The sequence below is a fragment of the Sporosarcina sp. FSL K6-1508 genome (assembly GCF_038007465.1).
GTDB lineage: Bacteria > Bacillota > Bacilli > Bacillales_A > Planococcaceae > Sporosarcina > Sporosarcina psychrophila_B.
On the sequence record NZ_JBBOXF010000001.1, the window covers coordinates 1,777,305 to 1,802,537 of the forward strand.

Annotated in this window: 31 protein-coding genes; 26 read left to right on the forward strand and 5 right to left on the reverse strand. The window is 36.0% G+C overall.

The genetic code is table 11. The features are described from left to right. Window positions 1-126: 126 nt before the first annotated feature. The 4 genes from MKZ11_RS08865 (at window position 127) to istB (MKZ11_RS08880) (ending at window position 3,124) form a co-directional block, all read left to right on the forward strand. Complete coding sequence (locus tag MKZ11_RS08865) at window positions 127-330, forward strand: hypothetical protein (protein WP_340793921.1); 204 nt, start codon at window positions 127-129, stop codon at window positions 328-330. Window positions 331-550: 220 nt separating this feature from the next. Then, a complete protein-coding gene (locus MKZ11_RS08870) occupies window positions 551-994 on the forward strand; it encodes a MepB family protein (protein WP_340793922.1) in 444 nt (147 codons plus the stop codon). 88 nt (window positions 995-1,082) lie between these two features. Continuing rightward, window positions 1,083-2,369 carry an IS21 family transposase gene (gene istA, locus MKZ11_RS08875; RefSeq protein WP_340792502.1) on the forward strand — a complete coding sequence of 429 codons (1,287 nt, stop codon included), beginning with the start codon at window positions 1,083-1,085 and terminating at the stop codon, window positions 2,367-2,369. Further along, window positions 2,366-3,124 carry an IS21-like element helper ATPase IstB gene (gene istB, locus MKZ11_RS08880; RefSeq protein WP_340792503.1) on the forward strand — a complete coding sequence of 253 codons (759 nt, stop codon included), beginning with the start codon at window positions 2,366-2,368 and terminating at the stop codon, window positions 3,122-3,124. The genes istA (MKZ11_RS08875) and istB (MKZ11_RS08880) overlap by 4 nt, the downstream gene beginning before the upstream one ends. Window positions 3,125-3,599: 475 nt before the next feature. Here istB (MKZ11_RS08880) and istB (MKZ11_RS08885) read toward each other — a convergent pair whose 3' ends face one another. After that, complete coding sequence (gene istB, locus MKZ11_RS08885; RefSeq protein ID WP_340793833.1) at window positions 3,600-4,373, reverse strand: IS21-like element helper ATPase IstB; 774 nt, start codon at window positions 4,371-4,373, stop codon at window positions 3,600-3,602. Continuing rightward, entirely contained in the window at window positions 4,370-5,923 is a 1,554-nt protein-coding gene (gene istA, locus MKZ11_RS08890) for an IS21 family transposase (RefSeq protein WP_340793835.1), read from the reverse strand. The genes istB (MKZ11_RS08885) and istA (MKZ11_RS08890) overlap by 4 nt, the downstream gene beginning before the upstream one ends. A gap of 242 nt (window positions 5,924-6,165) precedes the next feature. Between istA (MKZ11_RS08890) and MKZ11_RS08895 the strand changes: the two genes are divergently transcribed. The 18 genes from MKZ11_RS08895 (at window position 6,166) to MKZ11_RS08980 (ending at window position 18,715) form a co-directional block, all read left to right on the forward strand. After that, entirely contained in the window at window positions 6,166-6,339 is a 174-nt protein-coding gene (locus MKZ11_RS08895; RefSeq protein ID WP_340793925.1) for a hypothetical protein, read from the forward strand. 669 nt (window positions 6,340-7,008) lie between these two features. Continuing rightward, window positions 7,009-7,659, forward strand: a complete 651-nt coding sequence (locus MKZ11_RS08900) for a hypothetical protein (RefSeq protein ID WP_340793927.1) — start codon at window positions 7,009-7,011, stop codon at window positions 7,657-7,659. 314 nt (window positions 7,660-7,973) lie between these two features. Beyond that, window positions 7,974-8,291 (forward strand): hypothetical protein, encoded by a 318-nt coding sequence (locus MKZ11_RS08905; protein WP_340793930.1) that lies wholly within the window; start codon window positions 7,974-7,976, stop codon window positions 8,289-8,291. Between the two features lie 74 nt (window positions 8,292-8,365). Next, window positions 8,366-8,641, forward strand: a complete 276-nt coding sequence (locus MKZ11_RS08910; RefSeq protein ID WP_340793932.1) for a hypothetical protein — start codon at window positions 8,366-8,368, stop codon at window positions 8,639-8,641. Window positions 8,642-8,748: 107 nt separating this feature from the next. Next, window positions 8,749-9,156 (forward strand): hypothetical protein, encoded by a 408-nt coding sequence (locus MKZ11_RS08915; protein WP_340793934.1) that lies wholly within the window; start codon window positions 8,749-8,751, stop codon window positions 9,154-9,156. Between the two features lie 123 nt (window positions 9,157-9,279). After that, entirely contained in the window at window positions 9,280-9,453 is a 174-nt protein-coding gene (locus tag MKZ11_RS08920; protein WP_340793936.1) for a hypothetical protein, read from the forward strand. A 313-nt stretch (window positions 9,454-9,766) separates the two neighbouring features. Continuing rightward, entirely contained in the window at window positions 9,767-10,288 is a 522-nt protein-coding gene (locus MKZ11_RS08925; RefSeq protein ID WP_340793938.1) for a GNAT family N-acetyltransferase, read from the forward strand. Between the two features lie 128 nt (window positions 10,289-10,416). Then, on the forward strand, window positions 10,417-10,758 hold the full coding sequence (locus MKZ11_RS08930; protein WP_340796955.1) for an NIPSNAP family protein: 342 nt from the start codon (window positions 10,417-10,419) through the stop codon (window positions 10,756-10,758). Between the two features lie 148 nt (window positions 10,759-10,906). Further along, window positions 10,907-11,944 carry a hypothetical protein gene (locus MKZ11_RS08935; RefSeq protein WP_340793941.1) on the forward strand — a complete coding sequence of 346 codons (1,038 nt, stop codon included), beginning with the start codon at window positions 10,907-10,909 and terminating at the stop codon, window positions 11,942-11,944. Between the two features lie 895 nt (window positions 11,945-12,839). Then, a complete protein-coding gene (locus MKZ11_RS08940) occupies window positions 12,840-13,247 on the forward strand; it encodes a MerR family transcriptional regulator (protein ID WP_340793943.1) in 408 nt (135 codons plus the stop codon). Window positions 13,248-13,279: 32 nt separating this feature from the next. Next, entirely contained in the window at window positions 13,280-13,603 is a 324-nt protein-coding gene (tnpA, locus tag MKZ11_RS08945; protein ID WP_340793820.1) for an IS66 family insertion sequence element accessory protein TnpA, read from the forward strand. After that, on the forward strand, window positions 13,593-13,949 hold the full coding sequence (gene tnpB, locus MKZ11_RS08950; RefSeq protein WP_340793818.1) for an IS66 family insertion sequence element accessory protein TnpB: 357 nt from the start codon (window positions 13,593-13,595) through the stop codon (window positions 13,947-13,949). Before tnpA ends, tnpB begins: the two co-directional genes overlap by 11 nt. A 27-nt stretch (window positions 13,950-13,976) precedes the next feature. After that, complete coding sequence (gene tnpC, locus MKZ11_RS08955; protein ID WP_445327036.1) at window positions 13,977-15,578, forward strand: IS66 family transposase; 1,602 nt, start codon at window positions 13,977-13,979, stop codon at window positions 15,576-15,578. Between the two features lie 153 nt (window positions 15,579-15,731). Next, window positions 15,732-16,088 carry a hypothetical protein gene (locus MKZ11_RS08960; RefSeq protein ID WP_340793944.1) on the forward strand — a complete coding sequence of 119 codons (357 nt, stop codon included), beginning with the start codon at window positions 15,732-15,734 and terminating at the stop codon, window positions 16,086-16,088. Window positions 16,089-16,210: 122 nt separating this feature from the next. Continuing rightward, window positions 16,211-16,978: a CPBP family intramembrane glutamic endopeptidase gene (locus MKZ11_RS08965; protein ID WP_340796956.1), complete on the forward strand. Its 768-nt coding sequence runs from the start codon at window positions 16,211-16,213 to the stop codon at window positions 16,976-16,978. Between the two features lie 182 nt (window positions 16,979-17,160). Next, complete coding sequence (locus MKZ11_RS08970) at window positions 17,161-17,694, forward strand: hypothetical protein (RefSeq protein ID WP_340793945.1); 534 nt, start codon at window positions 17,161-17,163, stop codon at window positions 17,692-17,694. Between the two features lie 164 nt (window positions 17,695-17,858). Continuing rightward, window positions 17,859-18,338 carry a hypothetical protein gene (locus MKZ11_RS08975; protein WP_340793946.1) on the forward strand — a complete coding sequence of 160 codons (480 nt, stop codon included), beginning with the start codon at window positions 17,859-17,861 and terminating at the stop codon, window positions 18,336-18,338. Window positions 18,339-18,439: 101 nt separating this feature from the next. Continuing rightward, the gene (locus MKZ11_RS08980; RefSeq protein WP_340793948.1) at window positions 18,440-18,715 is read left to right on the forward strand and encodes a YesK family protein; all 276 of its coding nucleotides are present in this window, start codon (window positions 18,440-18,442) and stop codon (window positions 18,713-18,715) included. A 456-nt stretch (window positions 18,716-19,171) separates the two neighbouring features. On the opposite strand, the gene MKZ11_RS08985 is transcribed toward MKZ11_RS08980, so the two are convergent. Further along, window positions 19,172-20,371 (reverse strand): DUF2812 domain-containing protein, encoded by a 1,200-nt coding sequence (locus MKZ11_RS08985; RefSeq protein WP_340793950.1) that lies wholly within the window; start codon window positions 20,369-20,371, stop codon window positions 19,172-19,174. Then, a complete protein-coding gene (locus MKZ11_RS08990; RefSeq protein ID WP_340793952.1) occupies window positions 20,364-20,684 on the reverse strand; it encodes a PadR family transcriptional regulator in 321 nt (106 codons plus the stop codon). Before MKZ11_RS08990 ends, MKZ11_RS08985 begins: the two co-directional genes overlap by 8 nt. A 345-nt stretch (window positions 20,685-21,029) precedes the next feature. Between MKZ11_RS08990 and MKZ11_RS08995 the strand changes: the two genes are divergently transcribed. The 3 genes from MKZ11_RS08995 to MKZ11_RS09005 all read left to right on the forward strand — a co-directional run bounded on the left by MKZ11_RS08995 (window position 21,030) and on the right by MKZ11_RS09005 (window position 22,996). Beyond that, window positions 21,030-21,581 carry a hypothetical protein gene (locus MKZ11_RS08995; protein WP_340793954.1) on the forward strand — a complete coding sequence of 184 codons (552 nt, stop codon included), beginning with the start codon at window positions 21,030-21,032 and terminating at the stop codon, window positions 21,579-21,581. Between the two features lie 51 nt (window positions 21,582-21,632). Continuing rightward, window positions 21,633-22,061, forward strand: coding sequence for a hypothetical protein (locus MKZ11_RS09000; protein WP_340793956.1), 429 nt, complete (start codon window positions 21,633-21,635; stop codon window positions 22,059-22,061). Between the two features lie 218 nt (window positions 22,062-22,279). Further along, a complete protein-coding gene (locus MKZ11_RS09005) occupies window positions 22,280-22,996 on the forward strand; it encodes a class I SAM-dependent methyltransferase (protein ID WP_340793958.1) in 717 nt (238 codons plus the stop codon). Window positions 22,997-23,331: 335 nt separating this feature from the next. Here the strand turns inward: MKZ11_RS09005 and murJ are convergent, their stop codons facing one another. Then, window positions 23,332-24,603, reverse strand: coding sequence for a murein biosynthesis integral membrane protein MurJ (murJ, locus tag MKZ11_RS09010; RefSeq protein WP_340793960.1), 1,272 nt, complete (start codon window positions 24,601-24,603; stop codon window positions 23,332-23,334). 327 nt (window positions 24,604-24,930) lie between these two features. Here murJ and MKZ11_RS09015 point away from each other — a divergent pair, with 327 nt between their 5' ends. Then, the gene (locus tag MKZ11_RS09015) at window positions 24,931-25,188 is read left to right on the forward strand and encodes a hypothetical protein (RefSeq protein ID WP_340793961.1); all 258 of its coding nucleotides are present in this window, start codon (window positions 24,931-24,933) and stop codon (window positions 25,186-25,188) included. Window positions 25,189-25,233 lie beyond the last annotated feature (45 nt).

A 25,233-nucleotide genomic window follows, 5' to 3' on the forward strand; every position in this document is an offset into this window, starting at 1 on the left:
AACTTAAAAGCATTATTTAATCATTGGAGGAAAATTTATGAAAAAACTTTTGGGTTATTCATTATCCTTTTCACATTAATACTTGCCTCCTGTGGGGGGGGAGTATCAATTGCCTCGACGTTGTTGGTGATTGAAAAAGGTTATTCAAGCGACAACAAAGAAAATTGGATTAAGGCATATGACCCGAACAATCAAAACAAAGAAGAAGCATTTAAGATAGTGATACAAGAAAAGATGGTTTGGAACCTTATTGAGAAAGATAAAGAGTATTTCGCCATGTATTCAAAAAAAGGAGATAATCCTTCGGTTTTAGAAAACATTCAGTATTAGTGGCTGGAAAAGGGTAATGTTTAGTGCAATCTACTCCCAACAATCGGGCGCGATTGTTGAATTAGCATCTCTGTTCTTCTTAAACTAACGGTTGCTTTATAGCAATTAGGGGTTAAGAACGCTTTTCTTCTTCAACTAAAAGGGCAGGTTAATTGAAGAGTGTTGTTTAACTTGTGTTCAAAAATCGGACCCGATTGTTGGAAATTTGAGGGGTGGAATAATGAATGATTTTTATACAGCATTAAATTATGTAAATAAAGTGATTTACGAGCCAAATGATTTAACTGTAAAGTCGGTTCAAGAAGAAAAGCAAAATTCTAAGTATGGTGCTGGTACATTTCAATTATCTTCGAGAACAGTTCGTTTTAGAGTTGCAAATATAACCCCTACCAAAGTAGGGCAATTTGTTGCATTTTGGGAAAAAGATAAAAATAATGAAAACCAACCCTTTACATATGAGGAAGCAACTGATTTATTAGTTATAACTACTTTTAAAGATGATAGTGAGTTTGGACAATTTATATTTCCAAAAGGAATTCTTTTCAAACAGAATATTCTTAGGTCCAGTTCAACAAAGGGGAAAATGGCAATAAGAGTTTATTCTAGCTGGGATAAACCGACTAGTAAGCAAGCGATGAAAACTCAAAAATGGCAGTTGCTATAAATGCTACGATATTTATGTACAAATGCGCTAACTTAAAAATGTACACTTTTGCCTCATTTTCTAGCATACTAATCATGAGGTGATTGGTATGTACATAACGCTAGATGTTCAAACGGATTTTGAAATCAATAGTCTTTCAGACTTAACAAAATTCAAACAGTTAATGGAGAATCTAAAAATGAAAATTAACAAAAGCCAATTGGCAAGGGAAATGGGTATAGATCGGCGGACGGTTGATAAATACCTAAGTGGATTTACACCAAAAGAAACAAAAGAGAAAATAGCGATTTTAGATGAATACTACGAAATAATTGCAGCACTTTTATCTGAGGACTCGAAGCAAGTCTTTTATTACCGACGCGTACTTTGGCAATACCTAACGGACAATCATGGGTTAAAATGTGCTCAATCTACTTTTCGTCGTTATATTTCAAAAAAGCCAGAGTTCGCTGCCTATTTCACAGAGCAGGTGCGCGTGCCTTCACCTAAAGGGACGACAAGATTTGAAACACCGCCTGGCCAACAAGCACAATTCGATTGGAAAGAAAGTATTCCATTCGAAACAAGTGATGGAGAAAAAATAGAGGTAAATGTAGGAGCGCTTGTGTTAGGGTATTCACGTTTCCGCGTATTCACTCTTACATTACGAAAAACACAAGATGTTTTATTCTCCTTTTTGACGGAGGCATTTGAAAAAATAGGAGGTGTTCCGAAGGAAATCGTAACTGATAATCCAAAAACGATTATGGATGTGCCACGAAGAGAAGATAATCCAGGGAAAGTAAATAGCCGGTTCGCTGCTTTTGCGAAGGACTTTGATTTCAAGGTTAGGCCGTGTATTGCAGGTCGTCCCCGTACGAAAGGGAAAGTAGAAACTCAAATGAAATTTATAGATGAAATTCATGCCTATCAAGGTCAGCTGACCTTGAACGAACTCTATCAATTCATTGAAAAGTTGATGAATCGAGTCAATCAATCCTTTCATCAAGGTTCAGGGAAAATCCCAGCATTTGCGTTAGAAAAAGAAAAGAGTTCCCTTCTTCCGCTACCAGCAGAAAAAATAAGGAACTCTTACCGTATCAAGCATCAGCTTGTACAGGTGAATACATCAAGTATGATCTCCTACAAAGCCAACCAGTATTCAGTGCCCACTAAGTACATCGGCCAAAAGGTAGGGATACAAGTACTAGATGATCAATTATGGATTTATTATAACATGGAGTGCATTGCGCGCCACCCTATATCGAATCGGAAATTAAATATTCGTCCTTCAGATTATAAAGAAACGCTGCAAATATCAGCTCCCCATTATCCAGACATTGAGGCTTTAGCTAAAAACAATCTAAAAGCCATTGGAGAGGTGTATGACGCATGATGCAGCAAACAAATTATCAACAGCTTCTGAAGAACTTGGAGTATTTGAAACTGAAACAAATGGTAACGTATTTAGACGAAGTCATCGACTTCGGTATCCACAATCAGCTGTCATTTATCGATACATTAATTAAACTGACAAACTATGAAATCGATTTACGTGAAAAAAACATGGTTCACGCGATGGTAAAAGTGGGTGCATTTCCAAATTTAAAAGAGGTAAAGGATTTTGATTTTGAATTCCAACCCTCGCTAAATCCACAGCAAATTCAAGATTTTCTTACGCTACGTTTTATTGAAGGGAACGAAAACATCGTATTTCTGGGACCTAGTGGAGTCGGAAAAACATTTTTGGCTTCAGCGATTGGCATCGCAGCCGCTAAAAAACGTACTAGCACTTACTTTATTAAATGTCATGACTTGATTCAGAACCTGAAGCGGGCCCGCTTAGAAAACCGTTTAGAAAGCCGCTTGAAACACTACACAAAGTATAAGTTACTCATAATCGATGAGATAGGCTATTTACCGATTGATGCGGAGGATGCAAAACTATTCTTCCAGCTGATAGATATGCGTTATGAAAAACGTAGCACAATCTTTACTACTAATGTTAACTTCAAATCCTGGGACGAGGTATTTCAGGAAACCAAGTTAGCAAATGCGATATTAGATCGTATTTTACATCACGCAACGGTGGTTACCATCGTTGGAAATTCTTATCGTTTGAAAGATCATCTAGCTCCAGAAGGTGAGTGATTTTGTACATCATTAAGTGAGCGTTTTTGTACATAGATTGGTTGACATTTGTAGTTGCCTTATTTTGTTGATATGAGTGATCCGAGTAAATTATCCATAGACAAAATAATAGAACTATATTCGCATTTTAACGATTACCTTTAATGTGGACGACCAATTCATTATAAATTCACGTTAGTAGTTAACTCCATTACTCAAAAGAGAAGCTACCCTGAAAGGTAGCCAATAATTAAAGTAGACGAGTAGAAGGGAACCTCTCTACTCGTCTACTTTAAAATCGTTGAGCTGCTAAAACGGCTCTTTTTTCTTGTTCAACTAAAGGGGTAGGATAGTTCAATAAGAAGGTATATTTTAAAGACTGTCGAAATATGTAAAGACGTAAAGATTTAACGTTGTTCTTCTAAGAATAAACGTTTGTAACCGTCAAGTAGAATTGAGCAGTTTTCACAAATTAAGTTTGATCAATTTTCCACAATTAAGTTTGAGCACTTACTTCGGGAAACAAAGTCTTTCTGTACTTCATACGCATACTTTCTTCGTCTTCTCCGAAGGAAATCACCTCACTTCGATGTAGAAGGCGATCCAATATAGCGGTTGTCAGTGAGGTATCTCCTAAAAATTTACCCCATTCATTTGGACCCTTATTCGAAGTTAATATAAATGCGGTTTTATCATACATGTCATATATAAACTGGAAAAACAGGCTTGCTTCCTTTGGATCTACAGTCATATACATAACATCATCAATAATTATTAAATCTGATGTTGTAATACGTTTATAGCGTGTCTTTGATTTACTAACGTAATCACTGCTTTTTAAAATATATATTAGTTCTCCCATTGAAACGAAGGTCACTTGATATCCATGTTCAATAGCCAAAGTGCCTAGTCCTACGGACAAATGTGTTTTGCCTGTCCCAGGTGGGCCCATTAGAATTAGGGTAAACATCTCTTCAATCCAATTTAAATCTTTTAATAATTTAAACTGTCTCTCGCCAATCGCATTTTGTTCTTCCAGTCGATAATCTGCCAGTGTTTTTGGATAGGGAAAGTCTGCCCATTGCATTAGTCGATGAATGGTCTTTTTTTCTCTGCACACCATTTCATGGGTAAGGAGTTCATTAATAAACTCGTGATAAGTCCAACTGCCCGATTCTGCATTACGCAAAAGAGCGGGAAGCTCTTTTGCGGTTTCAGCGAGTCTCAAGGTTCTACATTTTTCTTGTAATAGTTCAATAGGAGAGGTCATGACCTTTTACCCCCAGATAATAAATCGGTGTAGTAATCTTCTGATCGTTCTGCTGCCTTATATTCTTGATATTTTGGTGAATTGGTAATTACTTCTTTTACTTGCATCTGTGATTCTTTATGTAGCGTGAAAGCGACATCTCTGAAGTCATTAGCACTAATCATATGCAAAGTTTTCACAGTTTCCAGCGCTTCATTTATATGCTCTGGATGATTTCGAATGACCATTTGTAATACTTTCAACTGGTCTAATAAGTGTCTTGGATACTTCTTATTCAATTCATCTAAAAACCAACAAATCAATTCTTTATTAGAAAACCTAATCACAATTTCGTCTCTCAATAGCGTTTTCTTTGGACTTGGTTTCTTATGATGAGTTGGATCATAAACTAATTGTCCTTTCGAACTACAGAGTAAATGTCTCGCGATTAATTCTCCAGATGTCTGTAATCGAATATTTAGGTGGTCATCTGTGGTTACTTCTAAATATGCCATGTTTTTAGTTTTCGCATCGTACGTACCTGTAGGTACGGAATAACGATTGGATTCAAAGCGTATGACATTGTCCTTTTGAATTGTTCTTGTTATACTTTCTATTAGGGAATTCTCGAAAGAGAATTTTGAAGAGACTTTTCTTAAGTGCAGTTTTTCGACTGTATGCACTTCAGAAGGTCTTTTTTTTGTATTATGATGCACTTTGTAGTTTCCGGTTCTCTCAAGCCATTGAATGGCTTGTTGATTCCACAAATGGATGTCTTGAAACTCACGATTCTTCATGAAGTTATGCTTCACGAACTTGACGACTTGTTCTATTTTCCCTTTTGATTCGGGATCGCTTTTTCTACATAAATAAATAGAAAATTTTCTTAGTTTACGGTAATTATCAAATTCCTTGGTAAATAATAAGTCACCCGCATTTTCACTTACAGCTAGTAAAGCATCTTGGTCATATACCATTTCTTCAGGCATGCCTCCAAAAAACTCAAAAGCATTTTCATGACAGCGGACTAAATCTCTTGTATGGAAATGTCTATCTAAGAATTCAATGTACTTATACCTAGAATTGGATAATACAAACCCAATAAAATAAAGCCTTCTTCTCTTTCCGTCATTACAAGTCACCAAATCTTGACCGAAATCTACTTGTGCTTGAAAACCCATCGGACTATCCGGAACTGCTTCATAAACTCTTTGTTCAGACACTTTTGGTATATGATATGCAGCACGTAACTCATTCACATAATTCCTAGTAGTATTCTCCACAATATTATCTTCATTCAACCCCTGATTCTCTTTCAACCAGTCGTAGACCTGGGCACTACTCATATCAGGATATTTCTTCAACCATCCAACAATGACATCCCTGTAGGGATCCAACTTCTTTTTACGTGATTGTAAGGAGACTAAATAATCCTCAAATTCTTCAGATGTACTCTTTAGATATTTAGAAACGGTATTTCTTGAAATGTCCAACTTTCTCGCAATTGCCGACTTAGAAAAGCCCATTTCGGATAACTCGCAGATTTTCATATAAATCATGATTTTCTTCACTCCAGTTTCCTCACTTCCTTTTACAAGTTTAGTATAAAGGAAGTGAATTATTTAGAGGAAAACTGCTCAATCTTATTTGTGGAAAACTGCTCACTTTAGTTTATCGTTTACAACAAGACATAGTAGAAAGTGAACAAGACATAGTAGAAAGTGAACAGGAAAAATTATTATCTGAATTACGAGATGAAATAATAGTATCTATTACAGAACAAACGGCAATTGAGGCGGATTCAATAGCAATAATGTTAGGTGGTAATGTTAAAGAACTTTCTGTATCAGTAAGTTTCCCGAAGGATATAAAAGTTGATGATACGTTGATCCAACAAATAGTTGAAGATTCTGTAAAGAAAGTTTCTGAAACAGAAAACGAAACAATTAGCGAAGAAAATATAACAATAAAAATTGAGAAATACTAACGGAGAAGTTCTTAAAGGATACAACAATCAACCTTAAAAGTACTATAAGATTGTGAAAAAATGTACTTAAACAAACGTGTGCTTTACTTCAGTTAGGGGTTAAGCACCCTCTTTTTTTAACAAAAGGGTTAGTTGAAGAGTGTTGTATAATAAATGGATTGCACTGATAGCTCCCTTTTCTTTACCTACTTCTATTCACATGTTTATAAATAAAGAAAACTTGAATGTGTTGAATATACGTACAATGCTTGTAGCAATCATTGTACTCATGTGATGTAAATGGTTATTTCGCGTACAGCCTATTTATACAGCTTATGTAGAAAGTAATAATGTTCTTTCAAGACCGTACTTAATCTCTGAAAAGAGGAATTCAAAAACACCATTAATTGAGATGTTTTTTTATACCAAGTAGACTATATATAAATCCATTACCCCTGTTCTCTTTAAAAAAGAATCAAAAATAGTTGAGGAACGTGGCAAAATAAAGTTCAAGGTAAATATAGTTGAAACGGTTGAAATAGATGGGAAAATCTATATTAAAACTGACAATCGTCGTTTATTGCCGATTAAATAGCAGAGGACGCAAGTTTATTATTACTGGCGTCCTTTTATATACGTGATTACATATTACTGGTATTCCATGTTTAAAATCGCAAGGGGGTAAATTACATGAAATCAAAACTATTAATCGGTGCGGTTGTTCTTGCGGTTGGCATTGCAATTGTGGGGGTACGTGAATACACGGGAATTGAGAAGGTAAGCGGCGGCAAAGTAAAGAACGAAACGGTTGTCGAAGTTCCGAGGGTATCGACCGCGCCCGAAACTAGAAAGTACGACAAGGAAGTCGGTGAATGGGCTTCGGCAATGATCACGTTGCTTTCCGAACCTATGGACGACCCGAAATTGGGGGAAGCGAACAACGACGAAGGTTTCGAATATTATTTGAAGGCACAAGAGGTCATTTGGGCTTTCCCGACACATTTGATTGTTGAGGATAAGGAAATCGAAAAAGAACATTCGAATTTATTCCTTCTTTCAAGTTACATCGGACACAACCAATTTGTCCGCACGGCACATTTAGACCCGAATGGGCAAGCGAAAGAAGATACGTCACTTTCCGACCAATGGAAACCGACCGATGATGATATGCGACAAGCGTTCGAATATATGAAGCAGATTGTGTACGACATTGACGTTGAAGTCAATCATGGTGGCGAAGGTGAAACGTTTGGCGTGACCCATCTATTGAATGGCGATAAGACTTCCAAAATGGAGGATTTTGTCACAGGGAAATCAAGTAGGATAGGAAGGAATGATTAACTCCCGAACTCTCACACCACCGTTCGTACCGTTCGGTATACGGCGGTTCAATTAAGATGGATGAGAAATGTCTTGTGATCCTATCTACTGGCAAAAGCCTCTTTCTTGATTGCAGGTTCTAACACAATGTCGTATGAATAAAAAAATGCTTATCTTCAACTAACTAGATGCTTTACTTCGGGAAGAAGTAAAGCCCTTTTCCTTATTGAACTAAAGGGGCAGGTTAGTTGAAAAGTATTGTTTAACTTGTGTTCAACATTCGGGCCATTTTGTTGAGGATAAATTAGAAAGAAAAAATGAAGGTGGGATGAAATATGTTCGATGCTGGTTGGCTTAACATCGGCAGTTTGGTACTTGGATTAGTAGCTTGGATAATTCCTGTTATTAATCTTGCGACAGGTAAAAAACAGACGAATAAGAAATGGATTGCTCTTACCATTATCAGTTTCAGCGCTTGCGCTATTGCAATATGTTTACAAATTTTTTATGACCTTTACTTGGTAAACATTAAAGACTGGTCTGCTCTGTCGGAAATGCATGGTGTAGCTGTTGCTTCAACGGTACTTGTAATTGTTACCATTTTATTAAATGCACTTACGTTGTTTTTATATCGGGATAGGGGCACATTGTAAAACAATCGGGCGCGATTGTCATACAACGTTGTGCTGCAATTGGGCCATTTAATTCAATGAAGGGGATGTGAAAAGTGGAAAGGAGGTATAGTAAGTACTCCGTGATTCTAATTGTCGTTGGGATTTTTATTGCGTATATGATTTTTCCTCCTATCAATATAACATTTGGAGTGTGGTCCATGGTAGCCATCCCCATTGGTTTCACTATCTATTTAACAGGTATAACACTTGGAATTATCGCTTTTTTTAAGAAGGAAAAAGGGTTTATTAAATATATCGCGTTAATTTCCATTGCATTAGGTGTTTTATATGTTGTATTTCTCTTAGCAATATTCGGAGGGGAGATTTAGTTTGTTAAAAAGTAATAATTCCGTAAACGGGCGCTTTTGTCATGTAACGTTGTACCAGAATCGGGCCATTTTTTTTAAAATAAGATTCAACAAGAAAGGAGAAAATATTGAAGAAAACATTTCTTATTTTAATATTTTTCGTCACAACTTTGATTTTGGTTGCTTGTGGGGGATATACGCCCGATAACAATTGGGTGTTGGAAAAGGATAGATTGAATGAAGATCCTGAAATTGAAAACTTTGTGACTAGTCTTCAGGATAATCCTGATAAAAGAGGATTTAAAGTATTTACAATATCAGAAGGTAGAAAAATGGTAGTTATATCGACTGGAGATGTTGAGAGATCATTGGAACTAGATAATGTTAAAGTAGATTCAGGAAATACCAAAGTTATATTAAAAGAGATGGAAAATAAAAACGATGAAGCTAATCCGTACATTATGGTTGGCATAAGTGCTATAAAGGGTGAGCTTTTCATTCAGGATACAGATGGGAATAGTTATGACGAGTTTTAGGGAATTCCTAAACAATTGGGCGCAGTTGTTGAATAAGCACTATGCTTTAATCGGATTAGATTGAAAAAAATGTATGTTAAAATTCGAACAAAATAAATTTAGATGTAGGGAGATGACTACTTTATGAAAAAAAGAATTTCTATAGGATTAACAACGATAGCTATCATTACTTTTGGTGTTTTTACTTATTATGGGTCTTTGACCGAGGCTAATAAGGAAACCGACAGTATTGTAATAGATAAAAATGGAGAAGTAGTAGAACCACTTAGTGGTAACAACGATAATAGGGGTCATTAATACACATTAATATCAGCAGACATTTTTCTTAACGTTCTATTTGTACCAATACTCTCTTAAGCAATCGGACTCAATAGTTTAATAAGCGTCGCTGCTCTAATTCAACTAACGGGTGTGTTAGTTGAATTAGAAAGGGTTTTACAAATTAGTCATGTCTAATATGTAAAACCCTTTAATTTTTCTATCTTTTATCAAATTAGGTCTTGATAACTTTGGCAGCACTTTTCTTCTTGAACTAACGGGGCAGGTTAGTTCAAGAAGATGGAGGATTAATTCTTATAGAAATAGAATGACGCTTTAGGAGGTGGATTCAATGAACATAAGAAAAGCTACTTTATCTGATGCCAAGGGTATAGCGAAAGTCCACGTTGATAGTTGGAAATCTACTTATATAAACATTATTCCAGATGAATTTTTGGAGACATTATCATATGACCAACGAACTGATTTGTGGAATCGCAATATTTCTAAAGAGGGAAATTACGTCTTTGTCGCAGAGAATAATGAGAGAGAAATCGTAGGATTTGCAGATTGCGGAAAAAGAGATGGTAATAATGTTGATAATTCTGGTGACTTAACATCTATTTATCTCCTTGAAGAATATCAAGGAAGAGGAGTTGGGAAACAATTATTGAAACAACTAGTTCTTCAATTTGAAGAACTAGGCTTCAATAGAGTTTTTGTGGAGGTGTTAGAAGACAATAAAACTCGGTATTTCTATGAATATTATGGTGCTAATTTACTTGAATCCGAAAAGACAACAATTGCAGGTACTGAATTGAATCTTCTTATATACGAATGGAATAACCTTAACGAATTAATATCTAAACTCTAACTCACATCCTCTTCAACTAACGGGGCAGGTTAGTTGAAGAGGATTGTTGAACTTGAGTCCATTTAAAATAGGTGAAATGGAAAATTTCTTTGATAATAGTAGTTAGTTCGGGAAGGGGAGTGAGAAATTTGTTTTACAGAAGGAAGTTCTACATTGTAAAGAATGAATTTGTTGCCATTTTTAATGCCCATTTTAATGAGAATAATTTACCTAATCAGATAAAACATGGTGCAAGATTAACGGGAAGATGGATGATTCCAAATGATGAAGATACTACTGAAATATTCGCTATTTGGGAATACGACAGTTACGAAGACTACGGTGAAATTGAGAAAAGTGTAAGAAGTGACAAAGCACACGTTCAACGAGTTCAAGATTGGTATGATAAACATGGCGGGAGAGATTATGTCATCAATAATTATTTATTAGAAGTGAGGAACGAAGAGATAAAAACAACATTGGATAAATAATGCTAACTATTTACTGAAACTAACGGGTGCATTACTTCAATTAGAGGTTAAGCAGCCTTTTCATCTTCAACCATTTTCATCAGTAAGTATGGAGCGGACATGGGTATTAAACGATGCAGGTTAGGGGATCGTATCGGGGGGGATGTAGATGAGAATGTTAAAGAGGATCATCATAGGGGGATTCGCTGCAATTGTGGTTCTACTTGCGGGATGTGAGGAGGAAAAGAAGGCGGTTGCTGACTTGGTGAAGACGGAGACTGTTGAAGAGATCCTTCAAGTAGATGAAACAGTAGTCGATGATTACTGGACGCAGCCGATTGATTCGCAGATATGTCAAACAATAGGTGAATGCCGCGATTTAGGGGATACATACGGAAGCGAACATTTCACCAGTTTTTTAGGAGAACTCAAAGCTTCAGACCAGATGTCGTATTTGAATGTGGCCACGGAAGAAGATGAATCTGTTCTTGCTATTGCTACTAATGAAAAGGAAGATGAAGAATCCATTATCGCTCGCTATGAATTAATAGAAGAAGAATTTGTTTTGACGAAAGGCGAAGAAGCGAGCATCTTCAAAGGCATAGCTGATATTGTACTTGCATTGTACGATCGAAATAAAGTGAATTTACAAATCCTTGATTTTCAAGAGGACGTTTACCCGTATGTTGATGTTTATGAGGGGAAATTGGTGATGCCTTCTAATTTGATAACGCATTGGCTTCAGTCCGCTACGGTAAGTACACTGATTCATGAATATGGCCATATGCTGACATGGAATGAAGCGGATTTTGTCATTTCGGAGACATGTGCAGCAGATCAATTTCACATGAAGCCATACTGGGAATGTTATAACACTGACAGTTATATGAATCTCTATTATCAAGCTTTTTTGAAGGAATATGAGGAGCGATGGTTACAGGCTGGTAATAGGACTGCGGAAGAGCGAATTGCTTTTTATGAAAAACATAAGGATTCATTTGTGACAACTTATGCTACGGTTAATCCCTATGAAGATATTGCGGAGTCTTTTTCTTACTTTATGTTAACTCCGTACAATGCCAACCCTCAAACGATACCAGCTAGAAAAGTGAACTTTTTTTATCAGTTTCCAGAACTGGTCGAGTATCGGGCGTTTGTACTTAAGGAGTTGAAAGTTCGAAAAGACGAGATGTGGTCCTTTTATTGAAGATGATACTCTAGTATACTACATGATCTTTCATAGAGTCGAGAACGTATGTATAGTAAGCGATATTCCGCAAACGAGCACGATTGCGGTCCATCGATTATTAACACACACTTAGTTGATTGGAGCGGAAGACGACCGACTCCCGTAGGATCATCGGGACAGATAAAACAACCAACGGTATCACACTGTTCCATTAAAGAGTGCGTTTGTTTAATAAGCGCCTCTTTTTTTTGTAATCAAGTATCGGCTACCTTTATATGGTAGCATTTACTTATTGAGTAACGGAGTTAACTATTTCCGTGAACTGGCGTTATGTAACCTGCTGTGCATAGACCATACAAGCCCGTTCAGCGATTGATTCGATGTTATGCCGGATAATCTCGATAAATTGGATAATTACTGTAATATTAGATTGAAAAGGAAGTGAAATAACATATGAGCATAAAAAAAAGGCTCGGAATATTCTTCATTGCGATGTTGATAACTATGCTTGTTATTATCCCTTTACTTGGCAATCCATTATATCCCTTGTTTGATTTATTTAAATAGAAATAAGCTTCCTGCCTTTCGTGACAGCTTTTGCTTATTGGACTAAAGAGGCAGGTTAGTTTAATAAGAATAAAAAGAAAACCTAATTATAGTTTTTAAAAAGATTGTTCATTTAACACGAAGTTTGATTATATAAATAAAGATTGATGATTTTAAATAAATGAATTGAAGTTATCTCCCCTCTAAAGGATGGCTTAGAGGGGGATAAACTCTAATTGAATATTTATGTTAATATAATTGTGAATACTGGGATTAAATATTTAATCATATTAATAAGGTCCGTGATAGTAGAGTAAATATTTAAAATCACTCAATGAATAGTATACCTTTAGGAGGTCAATATGAAATGGAAAGGAATACATATAGAACAAGTCAATTATTTGAAATTCTAGGTGTATCAAGAGATGCACTTAGATATTACGAGAAACAAGGAATTGTAAAACCAAACCATGATGAATCAAATAATTATCGACAATATAATGATTATGATATTTATACATTATTGGTTGCAGATTTTTATATAAAGAGAAACTTCTCGATGAAAGAAGTTAGAAAACTACAAGAAGGAAGAGCAATAGAAGAACTGGAAACTTTATTAGAAATAAAAGCCGAACAATTAGAAGAAACCATACGAAATAATAAATTTATGCTTCAAAAAATAAAAGAAACAAAAGTATTCTGTGAGGGATTAAAAGAACACTTAAACGTAAGCGTCAAATACTCCCCACCTTCTAACCCCTTTCGTGTTATGTGATAATCACATTAACAATGTTAGGAGGTTTTTTCATGACACGAGACGAACGGCGAGCCATGTGGCACGCACGGATTGAAGCATTTAAAGCGAGTGGTGAATCTAGTGTAACAGCCTGGTGTGCTACAAATAATATCTGTGTTCCAAGTATGTATACTTGGCTTAAAAAGGAATGGCAAAAAGTAGATACTGCACCTACAGCCCAGCAGTGGGTTTCGTTTGATACAATCGCTCCAAAGGTAAGTATGCCTTCCCAATTGACACTTGCGATAGGTGTTGTTTCCATTCAAATTGAAGAGGGATTCAACCCTACACTTTTAGGGGAAGTACTTCAGGTACTTCAAACGCATGTTAAGTAAAACACCCGTTGATTGTGTGTATTTAGCCTGCGGACGTACTGATTTACGAAAATCTATCGATGGATTAGCTGTCATCGTTCAAGAAAGCTTTCAGCTTGATCCGTTTTCCCCTAGTTTATTTGTCTTCTGTAATCGAAAGCGCGACAAACTGAAAATCCTACATTGGGATCATAATGGATTTTGGCTTTACTACCGAAGGTTGGAAAACGGTCTATTCCAGTGGCCCGATGGACAAACAACCCAGCCACTTGCGATTAGCCATCGACAATTACACTGGCTACTTGATGGCTTACCACATGAACAAAAACAAGCTCATCCAAAAGTTTCTGCAAAAATCATTATTTAAAAAAAGGAATTCGTCGAGTCATGTCGAATTCCTTTTATTATGGAAAAATCAGTAGCAGTTATCTCATCTACAATTGAAGAACTCGCAGCGAAAAACATGGAGTTGGAAAAACAAAATGAAGCGCTACAGGCTAAACTCAACTGGTTAGAAGAACAATTTCGCCTCAGCCAACAACGAAAATTTGGCGCTTCTAGTGAAAAAACCAATCCAGATCAACTCGCACTCTCTCTTTTCAATGAAGCTGAAGTCACAGCGGATGAAAAGGTAGAGGAACCAACGCTTGAATCGATTACCTATCGTCGAAAAAAACGTACAGGCCAAATCGAGGCGATGCTTGAAAACCTGCCAACTGAAACGATTCACTATCGTTTATCAGAAGAGGAACAGGCTTGTTTGTGTTGCGGTGAACAAGTACACGAAATGAGTACAGAAGTACGACGTGAGTTAAAAGTCATTCCAGCTCAAGTGAAGGTCGTTGAACATGTACGCCATGTCTACAGCTGCCGAAATTGTGAACGCGAAGGCACTGAAACTCCAATTGTCACAGCGAAGATGCCAGCACCTATGTATCCAGGTAGTTTGGCTTCGCCTTCGGCGATGGCCTATATCATGAATCAAAAATACGTAGAGGGTATGCCTCTCTACCGACAAGAAAAACAATTGGAACGTCTAGGTGTCCCTTTATCACGTCAGACTTTAGCGAACTGGATGATGTACGGGGCAACTCATTGGCTAATCCATCTTTATGAACATATCCGTACCTATCTATTGATGCAGGATGTTATTCATGCGGATGAAACAACACTTCAAGTACTGGCCGAACCTGGACGCCCAGCGACATCCAAGTCCTATATGTGGTTATATCGGACGGGGCGTGATGCATCGGCTGCAGTGTTGTATGATTACCAACAAACAAGGGCAGCCAAACATCCGAAAGCCTTCCTTTCAGGCTTTAAGGGATATCTGCACGTCGATGGATACCAAGGGTATAATGATATACCGAAGGTGAAATTGGTGGGGTGTTGGGCACATTCGCGTCGAAAATTCGATGAGGCCTTAACTGCTTTGCCAGCGGAAGCCAAAAATAAGGAAACTCCTTGTGCTGCGGAGGAAGGGCTGCGTTTCTGTAACCAATTATTCGCGATTGAACGCGCGCTAAAGGATCACAGCCCTGAAGAACGCTATAAAGAGCGACTTGAACGCAGTCAGCCTGTGCTGGATGCCTTTTCAACTTGGCTACAAACACAAAGTCCGCGCGTCGCGCCTAAAAGTGCGTTAGGGCAGGCCATCAAGTATTGCCGAAATCAATGGACACGCCTTACAATGTTTCTACAGGATGGGCGTTTGGAAATCGATAATAACCGGGCCGAACGTGCTATCAAACCTTTCGTAATTGGACGCAAGAACTGGTTATTCTCTCAATCTATGAAAGGTGCAAAAGCAAGCGCAATTGCTTATAGCATTGTGGAAACTGCTAAAGAAAATCAGTTAAATCCATTGGTTTATTTAACCCACGTATTTGAACAGCTTCCTTTAATAGATTTGGAGGATTCAAAGGCGCTAGATCAACTACTTCCATGGTCGGAGACCTTGCCGACAAATTGCCACGTTCCCAATAAAACTAAATAAAGCATATAATAAGCGCCCCCTGAAAGACAGGTGGGCGCTATTTGACGCTTACACTTAAACCAGTACTCCATAAGGAAATTTCCAACCTATGAAATAATTGATGAGTTTTCTGACTTTTATTCCTTTCTGGAGTATCCTGCCATATTGCAAAATATGGATATGATTAAGGATGATATTCTTAGCAAAATCATGAGGAAATTTACTTTTGATGAAAACGGTTTTCTAGATTCCAAGATGTATATTGTTGAAAAGCATGAAACGATACATAAGGAAAATATAGAATGTTATTTACAATATTCTAAATGCATCTATACAATTATTGAGGATGGCAGGTATCAAAATGGAAATAGTGATATTAAATATAAAGTTTTTGAATCTACTTTGGAATGGGGAAACGAACAAGGACTTAAACCAATAGGGGTTGCTTTTGTTAATACTCGTCTTATTACATATCTTGATAATAAAGAACGAGCCTTCTTAGAAATATATGTTCCTGTTGAAGAAGAGTAAAATACTTTTTATTGATATTGACCTGGGGGTAACACCATAGTTTATCTTTATAACCAATGGAACAAGTGCAAACTGTTCTATTGGTTATTTATATATCTAGGAGGGTGTTTGGTTTGAGTGGAATGATAAAAAAGTATATTTTATGGACCTATGTCATGTTCTTTGTATTTCTTCTTGTCATAGGGCTGACAATGTTTTTTTTAAAGTCTCAGCCTGTAGCAGATATATTAATCGTGCTATCATCATGGACGTCTACATTTGTCTTCGTAACAATGTTCCGTAAAATCTATCCCCAAGGGAACCTATGGAATTTTATAAAAGGACAATTTAAGGAAAGAATCAGAGTATCGACTGTATTGTGTGTCGTCATTATTCAATTTTTGGTTTTGATTGGTAGTTTATTAATGACAAACAAAGTATGGGATGTGCCCATATATGAACAATTTACTGCTTCATGGACTTCACTTCTTATCTTATTTGGCTACAATTTAATCCTTGGACCACTCGGGGAAGAATTAGGGTGGAGGGGATTTGTATTAAATGAATTGCAAAAAAGATTCAGTCCATTAAAATCAGCCATTATCGTTGGATTGGTTTGGGGTTTCTGGCATACACCGTTATGGCTTATGTCAGGATACTCAGGATTACAATTGGTGCAATATATCATTTGTTTCTTGGGTGGCATTGTTGCTGTATCAATCATTATAACTACATTTTATAACCTGAATCGTAATCTCATTATTCCTATTATGATTCACCAACTTTTCAATTATTTTATGGTCATTCAAGTTGGAAACGTACTTAATACTCTTACAGTTACCACTGTATTATATTTAATAGTGGCTGTAGTTTTAGTTTTAGCTAATTATAAAAAGTGCTTATTCAGGTAATTAAATGGAGCGTCTGATTTGTGCAAAGTTTGAATCGAAAAAATAGTACACTAAAAGAAAAGTAAGTTTATATATGTAGACCTTCTACAACTAACGGACAGGATAATTCAACAAACAATTTCAATTTGATGATTTTAATAAAGCTGGGAACAATACATCTAAAGACTTTGAGGTGATGAAAAATGAATAGAACTACTTTACTTTTGTTGATTTCATTTTGTTTATTGTTTTTCTCGACCATATATGCAACTGCAAACGATAAAACCAGACCTTATGAAGAAATTTATCCTGAAGTAGGTTACAAAACTGTGGAAGATGCATTGGACGATTTTGAACAGCATTTCAAACAAAAACTTAAGCTTCCGCTTAGAGTACCACCAATAGGCTTTACCCATCATTTTGGTAGGTTTAATGATTTAGATGGCGACATTAATGATTCATTTGAAGTGACGTTTATAAATGATCAATTATCTGAAAACCATTATAAAATTGATGTTCGCCCGATAAAGAATAGTATTCCTATAAGAGAAAAACTCGTGATAAAAACCTTTGAATTAAAAAATGGAATTGTAGCCACTTATATGACTATTTCAGGATTTTATGTGCTTGTTTTTGAGAGAGATGATTGGCAATATATGCTAAGTATAGATAAACGAGTATCAGATAAAATTACTCCTGAAACCTTGTTAGATATAGCCAATTCAATTGGTTATTGATTCAAATTGGAAGTTTTGTTATTCATCTAACTGGTACTTTAGTCGAACAGCAGGGGCTTCTAAGGAAGCTCTTTTTTCTTCTTAAACTAACGAAGCAGTTTATTATGATTAAGTATGAAACAAACCGACTAGGATTCCGTCTAATCGTAAAGGGGGTGGGAACGATGAGGAAATTATTTATCGTTGTTTCTATAATATTGATTTTCGGAATATTTGGCTGTGTAACAAATAACAAAAATGAAGAAAATTTAAGTGGTAAATCGAAAATTACCAATGAGTCTAAACAGGTGGATGATATCAAAGTATCAATAAATGTTGAAAAAGACCTTAATGTTTATGCCACTATTACTTATATAGGAGGAGCAGCTGAAAAAGATATTTATCATGGTGGAAGTATTTTTTTCTTTAATATTTATCAACAAGATGGTGGTTTTGAATATTTAGGTAGTATGGAACAACCACTATTAACAACAACACTGATTCGAAATGAACCTTACAGAGTAAAATTTAAAGGGATAGAAAAACTTAAATTAAAGACAGGTACTTATGAATTTAAAGCTATTGCGGATTTTTCTTTGGATTCAGATGATGTATTAGGAACAAGAATTGAAATTCCTGTTTCTAAAATTGAGGAAGTTAAATAATTCCTTCTTCAACTAACGGTGCAGGTTAGTTGAAGAGTGTTGTTTAACTTGTGTTCAACAAGGGGGCCAGTTTGCGGAAAAACGTAACAGGGGGTAATTAAATGGATGCTTTGATGTTAGAGGGATGGACTCCTATATTGCTTTGCGGAATTGTGTTTGCAATTGGGATGTTTATTATGTCACGTAAAGTTTTAAGAAGTTCTTTATTTTCCACCTCTACTGCATTAAGTCTGATTTGTATCGGGGTAATTATTTATAGCGCGATTGGAATTGGTGGTTGGGAAGGTATGGGACTAGGTTTATTTACGATTACTATTTTAGTAGAAATATGGATAGGTACTGTTATTGGAGCTATCTCAAGGAGTTTAAACTTTTAAGAATGTTATCTCGCTTTCCACTTACTTTATTGCTTATTTTTTTGGCTGCTAGGGTTATTTCCAGAGTATCGCTAGAACAAATATCAAATTCAGTTTCCGTAATCGGGTACGAATGTTGATTAAGTATCACTTTTCTTCTTCAATTATCGGGTGCTTTAGTGAAGATTCGGTTGCCTTTCATGGTAGCTTTCTCTTATCAAATCTATCGCAATGTAAATATGTTCGATTTGTAAAAAGTCTCTCTTTTATTTAAAAAAGGGAAGCTTTTCTTATCTATTGCAGGTGTCATAACTGTCACTTCAGGAGTTATGATGCATCTATTTTGCACTTAAATACATATGAAAAGTCCAATTTCTCAACATTGAAATTAAGAAATTGAACTTTAATCATTACTTTAGTAAAGTGCCCTTGTACTGGAAAAGTTCTTTTCATTCATTAGCAAATCGAATTCAAGTATTACTCTGTAAACAACTTAATCTTATCTACTATGTTTTCTATTACTGAATTTATATTCGCATAACCATAATAACGAACATATATGACAGCTTTTCCTTTCGAAGCAAATACTTCTTTAAAATCATCTTCCTCATGAACTATTAAAAGATTGAGGTCTGCATGCTTTGTTTCAACAAAATCATCATCACTATATTCATAATTATGTCTTTTTATTAAATCGGCAATTAGATTATCTGCTAAAGCTGGTACACTTAACTGATAAACCCTTGTATGAATACTTGGAGAATATTCGCCACTCCCGTCTCCCCACATTTTTCCGGGAACAACCCCATTTTCATCTGATTCATATTGGATTGGTGCTAAAGGACTCCATTTATACGTGTACCGGTTGCCCCAATCAACATTGTCTCTCATATATGAAGATTCTCCTCGAACCAAAGCAGGATTCTGCTCTACATCTGCTAATCTGACGATCGGTAAGTCAAGATTTGTTTCTGGCAATGTTTTTGTATCATTTTTGATAAGCTGTCCGAATGGAACGATGGCACTCAATCCAGCAACGATTGTAAATAGGAAGGCGATAATCGAATTTAATCGATAGTGCTTCTTCCATGGGGCATGATGATTAATCGGTTTTCCTTCGATCAAATCTTTTCGTAAAGCACGAATGGATATGGCTGCTTGCAGTGAAATATAGGCCAGATATACAAATAGAATTGACAAAATCGTTTGTTGAACAGCTAACCCATCAATCAAAACAAAGGTAGGAGTTCCATCAAGAAACCAAATTGCAGACAACATGCCAATCATTAAAAGTAACGCGACAACAACCATAACAGCATTAAAGGCTAATTTTTTACCCAGTGCGCTTAATGTAAAAGATTGCTCGGCAGGGTCTGTATGTAGCTCTGGTGCATTTCGTTCAACAGGTGATGAATACACTTGAAAATATTGATAGCCTGTCACATAATCCCATCCACTATCCGCATACATCTCGATCTGTTCTGGTATATTCTTCTTATTTATTGCGACATCTATTCTATACCTCATTTTTTTCGGTTCGCCCTTAACAAAATGAGCAAAACGTAACCCCATCTTTTTTAGATGGAAACCCTTTGCCGCCATGTCTTGAAACCAGCTTTCATGTTCACCAATTCGCCAATAGTCACTTGAACGAAGTTTACGAACTATCTTATTCATTCTCATCACCTATCTCTAAAATATTTCCGTCTTGGATTAGGGATTTTAATCGACTATACTCTGTTCTTAATGCATGTTCCCCTTCTGATGTAATTTGATAGGTCTTTCTTCTACCATCATCTTCTGTTAATGAAATTAGGCCATCTGTTTGCATCCGTGAGAGTACTCCGTAAAGTGTTCCGGGTCCCATTTTTAATCTGCCATTCGAAACTTCTGTAATTGCATGCATCAGCTGATAGCCATGGTTGGGATGCATTAATGCCAGTAGTACATAATACATTGCTTCAGTCATCGGTCCTCCATTATATGCCATTACTTACATTCCTTCTTTCACATTTCATGGTATTATGTCACGCGTTATTATGCGTAACGATATATCGTTAAGCATAATACTACTTCATGAAATATTTTTTGTAAATATAAAAAGATGATTAGTTTTTTTACGGTTAGATTTGCGAAAAGTCCCTGTTGTATTTAGAGAGGGAGACTTTTTTATCTATTGCAGATGTCATAACTTAAGAGTTTAGGTAAAGATAATTCAACTAACGCAACAGGTAGCTAAACAAGGTTTTTTCAATAATTACCTAAATAGTATCTATAGTATGCTATCGTTAATTAAGAAAACAAATTTAATTTTTAACGAGAGGAGGAAGAGTGTGTGAACATCTTAAAATCTAAAAAAGGCTTAGTGATTATTATGGGTATTGCAGTTTTATTAGTAATTTCAAATTTTTCTAAAGGAAATAATAAGGAACAACTTACAAGTAAAATTGAAAAGTATGGAGATGATACAGACATACAGCATATTGAAATATTGGATGGTAATAAATCTGTTGCTTTTATCAAAAAGGACGACGGTACAGAGGGGGAAATATATTTTGAGAAATCTTTGCTTTCTTGGAAATTTAAACGGGAATTCACCTTTGAACCAGAGGGAATTAATACACCTATTCATCTTTCATTTTTCCAGTCTCCATTTAACAATGAAGAAACATTAAATACTGTTCTACTTAGGGTATTTGATAATGAAATAAGTAAAGTAAGAATCGAAACAGGAGAGAACATTTTCCATGACTTTGAACTTCTACCCAAAGGTTCTGGTGAAAGGTTTGGGTTATTCAGAACTGCTAGTGAGGATTTCTATGAAGCTGAATATATTGCTTACAATAGTGAAGGTGAAGTAATTTACACTAGTAAATCTGAAGACTAATCTTACTAGATAGTAGTAAATATAAAAAGTATGTAAAGGGTGTCGCAGTAAATGGAACCAACAATCTTAATTGGGTTATTATTTATTACAATATGTATTTTTGCAGTGGGTCTGTTAACTTTTCTATTACCTAAGAAAGTTAGGAAGTTTGTCTGGGGTATATTGGGCATCATTTTAATTTGTAGTTATATCTATCAAGGGGCAATTAGACCTTTGATTATAGAGCAACAAACTGGAAAAGCCATAGAAGTATTAGAAGGTCATTTAGAAGAAAAATATTCAAAGGATTCATGGGGAATTACAGATACAGACGACTTTAAAATAGAACCTGTTATAAATCTTCATGTAATTTTCGATAGTGAGCCAAAAGTAGTTTATGAATATACAGTTGAAGATACAGAGGTAAGACAAGTAAGGATGTGGACTGTATCAGGCACGTCGGTAGAAGAAAGCGGAATTGAGCCACAACATGCAGAGTAATGATAAGAGTATGTGAATGATTGTAGTTCAACTAATGAAGCAGGTTAGTTGAAGAGTTTTGTTTATCTTGTTTTCCACAATCGTGACAGATCGTGGAAGAAGAAATTATAATCCAATCGAGGTGATTAATTAGTGGTTCAGGTATTGCCAAAAATATTTCACCCAAATATAAAGGAACAAGAAAAAGAAAAGAAGAGAATTGGAAGGTAGGTAAATAAATGATTCCATTAGTATATGACCAAATTAATGGCTGGGGCAAAGACGATGAATTCTTCTTAGCACTGTTAAAGAAGTTAAATGTTAAAAAAGTAGCTGATTTAGGTTGCGGAACAGGAAGATTGACAACTCACTTTGCTCAAGCAGGCTATCATATTACAGCTATTGATCCAAATGAAGAAGCAATCGAATATGCGAAAAATAAAGAGTTTCCAGGCGAAGTGACTTGGATTGTTGGTGATAGCTCAAATTTACAAACAAATGCGTTTGATGCAGTCATAATGACAGCGAATGTTGCGCAAGTATTTCTTACAGAAGAAAGTCGGAAATGCGTCATTTCAGATGCATATCGAGCATTAAAACCTGGAGGTCATTTTATTTTTGATACACGTAACCCATTAGCAAAAGCGTGGGAACAGTGGGAAAAAGATATGACACCTGATATTGCGATGAGCCAGGTGAGCGGTGAGTCACTTGAAATTTGGACTGAATATGAGGGGTTTGTAGAAGATGTTTTTACGTTCTATGAGACTGTAAAAAACGCACGTACAGGTGAAGTAGTAATTCATGAAAAAATGCAATTAAAATTTCGACCGCAAGAAGAAATCCATGAATTATTACAACAAGTAGGTTTTTCACTAACCCAAGTTTATGGAGATTGGGAGTTTAAACAAGCAACTTTAGAAACCAAATCTTTTGTTTTTCACGGTGTAAAATAAATATGGGGTTCTATAACGCTTTGCTTGTTGATTTTGATAATTTTAATATTCCTGGAAGACGAAAGAAAGAAAGAAAGAAAGAAAGAAAGAAAGAAAGAATTTTTTATTCAGCAAACGATCGCTAATATGGAATAAGCTTCATTTTTCTTGTACAACTAACGGGTGCTTTAGTGGAAGAATTGGTTGCCTATATAGGGCAGCTTTCTCTTATTAAATCTATCGCAATGTAAATATGTTCGATTTGCAAAAAGTCTCATAACTTATTGAGTAATGAGGTAAAACCTTTCATGTGATTTTGATTTATCTATTAAAAAGTATAAATGAATTAGCTATGTTTAAAGTTTCCATTTCACCCTCGCATAAATAACGAGCATCACGAAGTTTGCCGCAGCACTAATAACCGTACCATAAGCAATCGCCGAAGGTCCAAATGAGCCCATCATCAAATAAATAACCGCTACATTAATGCCTAAGACGGTAATCACACTAAATATTACCGGCACCATCGAATTGGCTTTTGCGTAGTAGAATCGAGTGATATATGTATTCGCAGCGAGGAAAAACATCGACAGCGAAAATGCACGAAATATCGGTACCGTTAGCAAGACCGATTCCTTTGTAAATTCCCCACGTTCGAAAACAAGACTGATAAGCGGTTCTGCAAAAAAGTAAGCGACAGCCATCGCTGGAACGAGTAGTGCAACTAGATAGAGCATTCCCTTTTTATAGAGTGCACGGATAGTCTCCATGTCGCCCTCTCCCTCTTTTTTACTGAGGAGAGGATAAATGACGGTCGTCACTGCGGTCATCAAGATTGCCTGCGGAAGGCCAGTCGATTTCGAGGCAATATTCACCGCAGTAGTAACTCCTTCTCCAAACCGCCCAGATACAATCCTATGTATGAGAATATAGAACTGCAGCGAGGCTCCACCGAACAATATCGGCAAAGCGATAACCCATAACCTCTTAACATCTTCAGACATACCAAAAGATGGTTTCAACGAATAGAGTTTCGATTTCCGAAGTCCTGCATAAAGAAATCCACCCATTATCAATGCACCAAACAATGCACCAATCCCATATGATTGAGGTCCGAAATAACTGGTTAACAAGACAGCTATTCCGACAAAGGCTGCATTATACAGAAGAACCGCAATACTAGACAGGTTGTATTTACCGTTTACATTAAGCACTCCGCTCATCCATGTCGATAGGACAAGAATGATTGAAGATGGCATCATCCAAAGGTATAGATTGCGTACCAATGCATGCTCTTCAGCACTCTGATTCTTAAAGAATAGTTTCAAAGTTGGATCTGTAAAGATGATTAATGTAACTGTTATCGAAACTGCTGTCATAAGAACAGTCGTAAGCGACTTTCGAACGTACAAAGCCTTATCTAATTTCGTTGAATGATAGACGGATATAAATGCTGTCGTCAATCCGCCACCAACAACGAGGTAAATGAAATTCGGAATTGTATACGCTTTTGCAATTGCATCAGCTGTAGTCGACGCACCATACTGATTCGTTATCGCTATTTCCCTAATAAAGCCAAGTAACCTGGCCAATATATTAATGATCGCGATTGCCCCAACAATTTTCATCAATTTACTCATAAATTCAACCTGACCTTTCTCAGCAGAACGTTAAATCAACGACAAGTTTCCTAAAGTATTGTCATACCAATACTGAGCAATTTCCATTGCTTAGCTATTTCATCGATTCTATCAGAATTATCATTTAAGCACACTCACAAATTTTTCGTCTTCCATGCATTTCACTAACGTTTATATGTTTGATTGGTTATAGAAAGAAGGTTGAGAAAACTGAAAATTGTACTCTTTTTCTTTCTTCAAACTTTCTTTTCCTATATAATCAGCATTATATACAGTTTACAAAGGACAGAGTAATTACATAAAAAAACATTAGATTTGATATATTTAATTGGTCATTTTTCATGGATATCTATGCTTGGTAAATTTGAACTTATCAAAATTGGATTTATTGGAGGAGATACCGTAAAAATAGCTAGGATTTTTTATATGTTGTCATTACCCATTTTTCTAGGTGGTTGTGACCAGACAAATACCAAGGAGACAAACGACAATCCAGAGAAAAAGGCTTTAGCATTTAATCCAGCAGGGATTGAGTCAGGAATTGAAAATACTCCTAATTTTATACGTGCTTGAAAAGAGAAATGTAACCTTTAACGGGGAGGTTAGTTGAAAAGTGTT

Bases quoted from the DNA above. Each gene is read 5' to 3' on its own strand.
- MKZ11_RS08975 (WP_340793946.1), top strand. From the start codon at position 17,859: ATGAGGAAATTATTTATCGTTGTTTCTATAATATTGATTTTCGGAATA.
- MKZ11_RS08990 (WP_340793952.1), bottom strand. From the start codon at position 20,684: ATGGCATATAATGGAGGACCGATGACTGAAGCAATGTATTATGTACTA.
- MKZ11_RS08925 (WP_340793938.1), top strand. From the start codon at position 9,767: ATGAACATAAGAAAAGCTACTTTATCTGATGCCAAGGGTATAGCGAAA.
- MKZ11_RS08985 (WP_340793950.1), bottom strand. From the start codon at position 20,371: ATGAATAAGATAGTTCGTAAACTTCGTTCAAGTGACTATTGGCGAATT.
- MKZ11_RS08965 (WP_340796956.1), top strand. From the start codon at position 16,211: ATGATAAAAAAGTATATTTTATGGACCTATGTCATGTTCTTTGTATTT.
- MKZ11_RS08935 (WP_340793941.1), top strand. From the start codon at position 10,907: ATGAGAATGTTAAAGAGGATCATCATAGGGGGATTCGCTGCAATTGTG.
- MKZ11_RS08870 (WP_340793922.1), top strand. From the start codon at position 551: ATGAATGATTTTTATACAGCATTAAATTATGTAAATAAAGTGATTTAC.
- istB (WP_340792503.1), top strand. From the start codon at position 2,366: ATGATGCAGCAAACAAATTATCAACAGCTTCTGAAGAACTTGGAGTAT.
- MKZ11_RS08940 (WP_340793943.1), top strand. From the start codon at position 12,840: ATGGAAAGGAATACATATAGAACAAGTCAATTATTTGAAATTCTAGGT.
- tnpB (WP_340793818.1), top strand. From the start codon at position 13,593: ATGTTAAGTAAAACACCCGTTGATTGTGTGTATTTAGCCTGCGGACGT.
- MKZ11_RS08895 (WP_340793925.1), top strand. From the start codon at position 6,166: ATGTTAGGTGGTAATGTTAAAGAACTTTCTGTATCAGTAAGTTTCCCG.
- MKZ11_RS08960 (WP_340793944.1), top strand. From the start codon at position 15,732: ATGGATATGATTAAGGATGATATTCTTAGCAAAATCATGAGGAAATTT.
- MKZ11_RS08900 (WP_340793927.1), top strand. From the start codon at position 7,009: ATGAAATCAAAACTATTAATCGGTGCGGTTGTTCTTGCGGTTGGCATT.
- MKZ11_RS08980 (WP_340793948.1), top strand. From the start codon at position 18,440: ATGGATGCTTTGATGTTAGAGGGATGGACTCCTATATTGCTTTGCGGA.
- MKZ11_RS08920 (WP_340793936.1), top strand. From the start codon at position 9,280: ATGAAAAAAAGAATTTCTATAGGATTAACAACGATAGCTATCATTACT.
- MKZ11_RS08970 (WP_340793945.1), top strand. From the start codon at position 17,161: ATGAATAGAACTACTTTACTTTTGTTGATTTCATTTTGTTTATTGTTT.
- istA (WP_340792502.1), top strand. From the start codon at position 1,083: ATGTACATAACGCTAGATGTTCAAACGGATTTTGAAATCAATAGTCTT.
- MKZ11_RS09005 (WP_340793958.1), top strand. From the start codon at position 22,280: ATGATTCCATTAGTATATGACCAAATTAATGGCTGGGGCAAAGACGAT.
- tnpA (WP_340793820.1), top strand. From the start codon at position 13,280: ATGACACGAGACGAACGGCGAGCCATGTGGCACGCACGGATTGAAGCA.
- MKZ11_RS08905 (WP_340793930.1), top strand. From the start codon at position 7,974: ATGTTCGATGCTGGTTGGCTTAACATCGGCAGTTTGGTACTTGGATTA.
- istB (WP_340793833.1), bottom strand. From the start codon at position 4,373: ATGACCTCTCCTATTGAACTATTACAAGAAAAATGTAGAACCTTGAGA.
- murJ (WP_340793960.1), bottom strand. From the start codon at position 24,603: ATGAAAATTGTTGGGGCAATCGCGATCATTAATATATTGGCCAGGTTA.
- MKZ11_RS09000 (WP_340793956.1), top strand. From the start codon at position 21,633: ATGGAACCAACAATCTTAATTGGGTTATTATTTATTACAATATGTATT.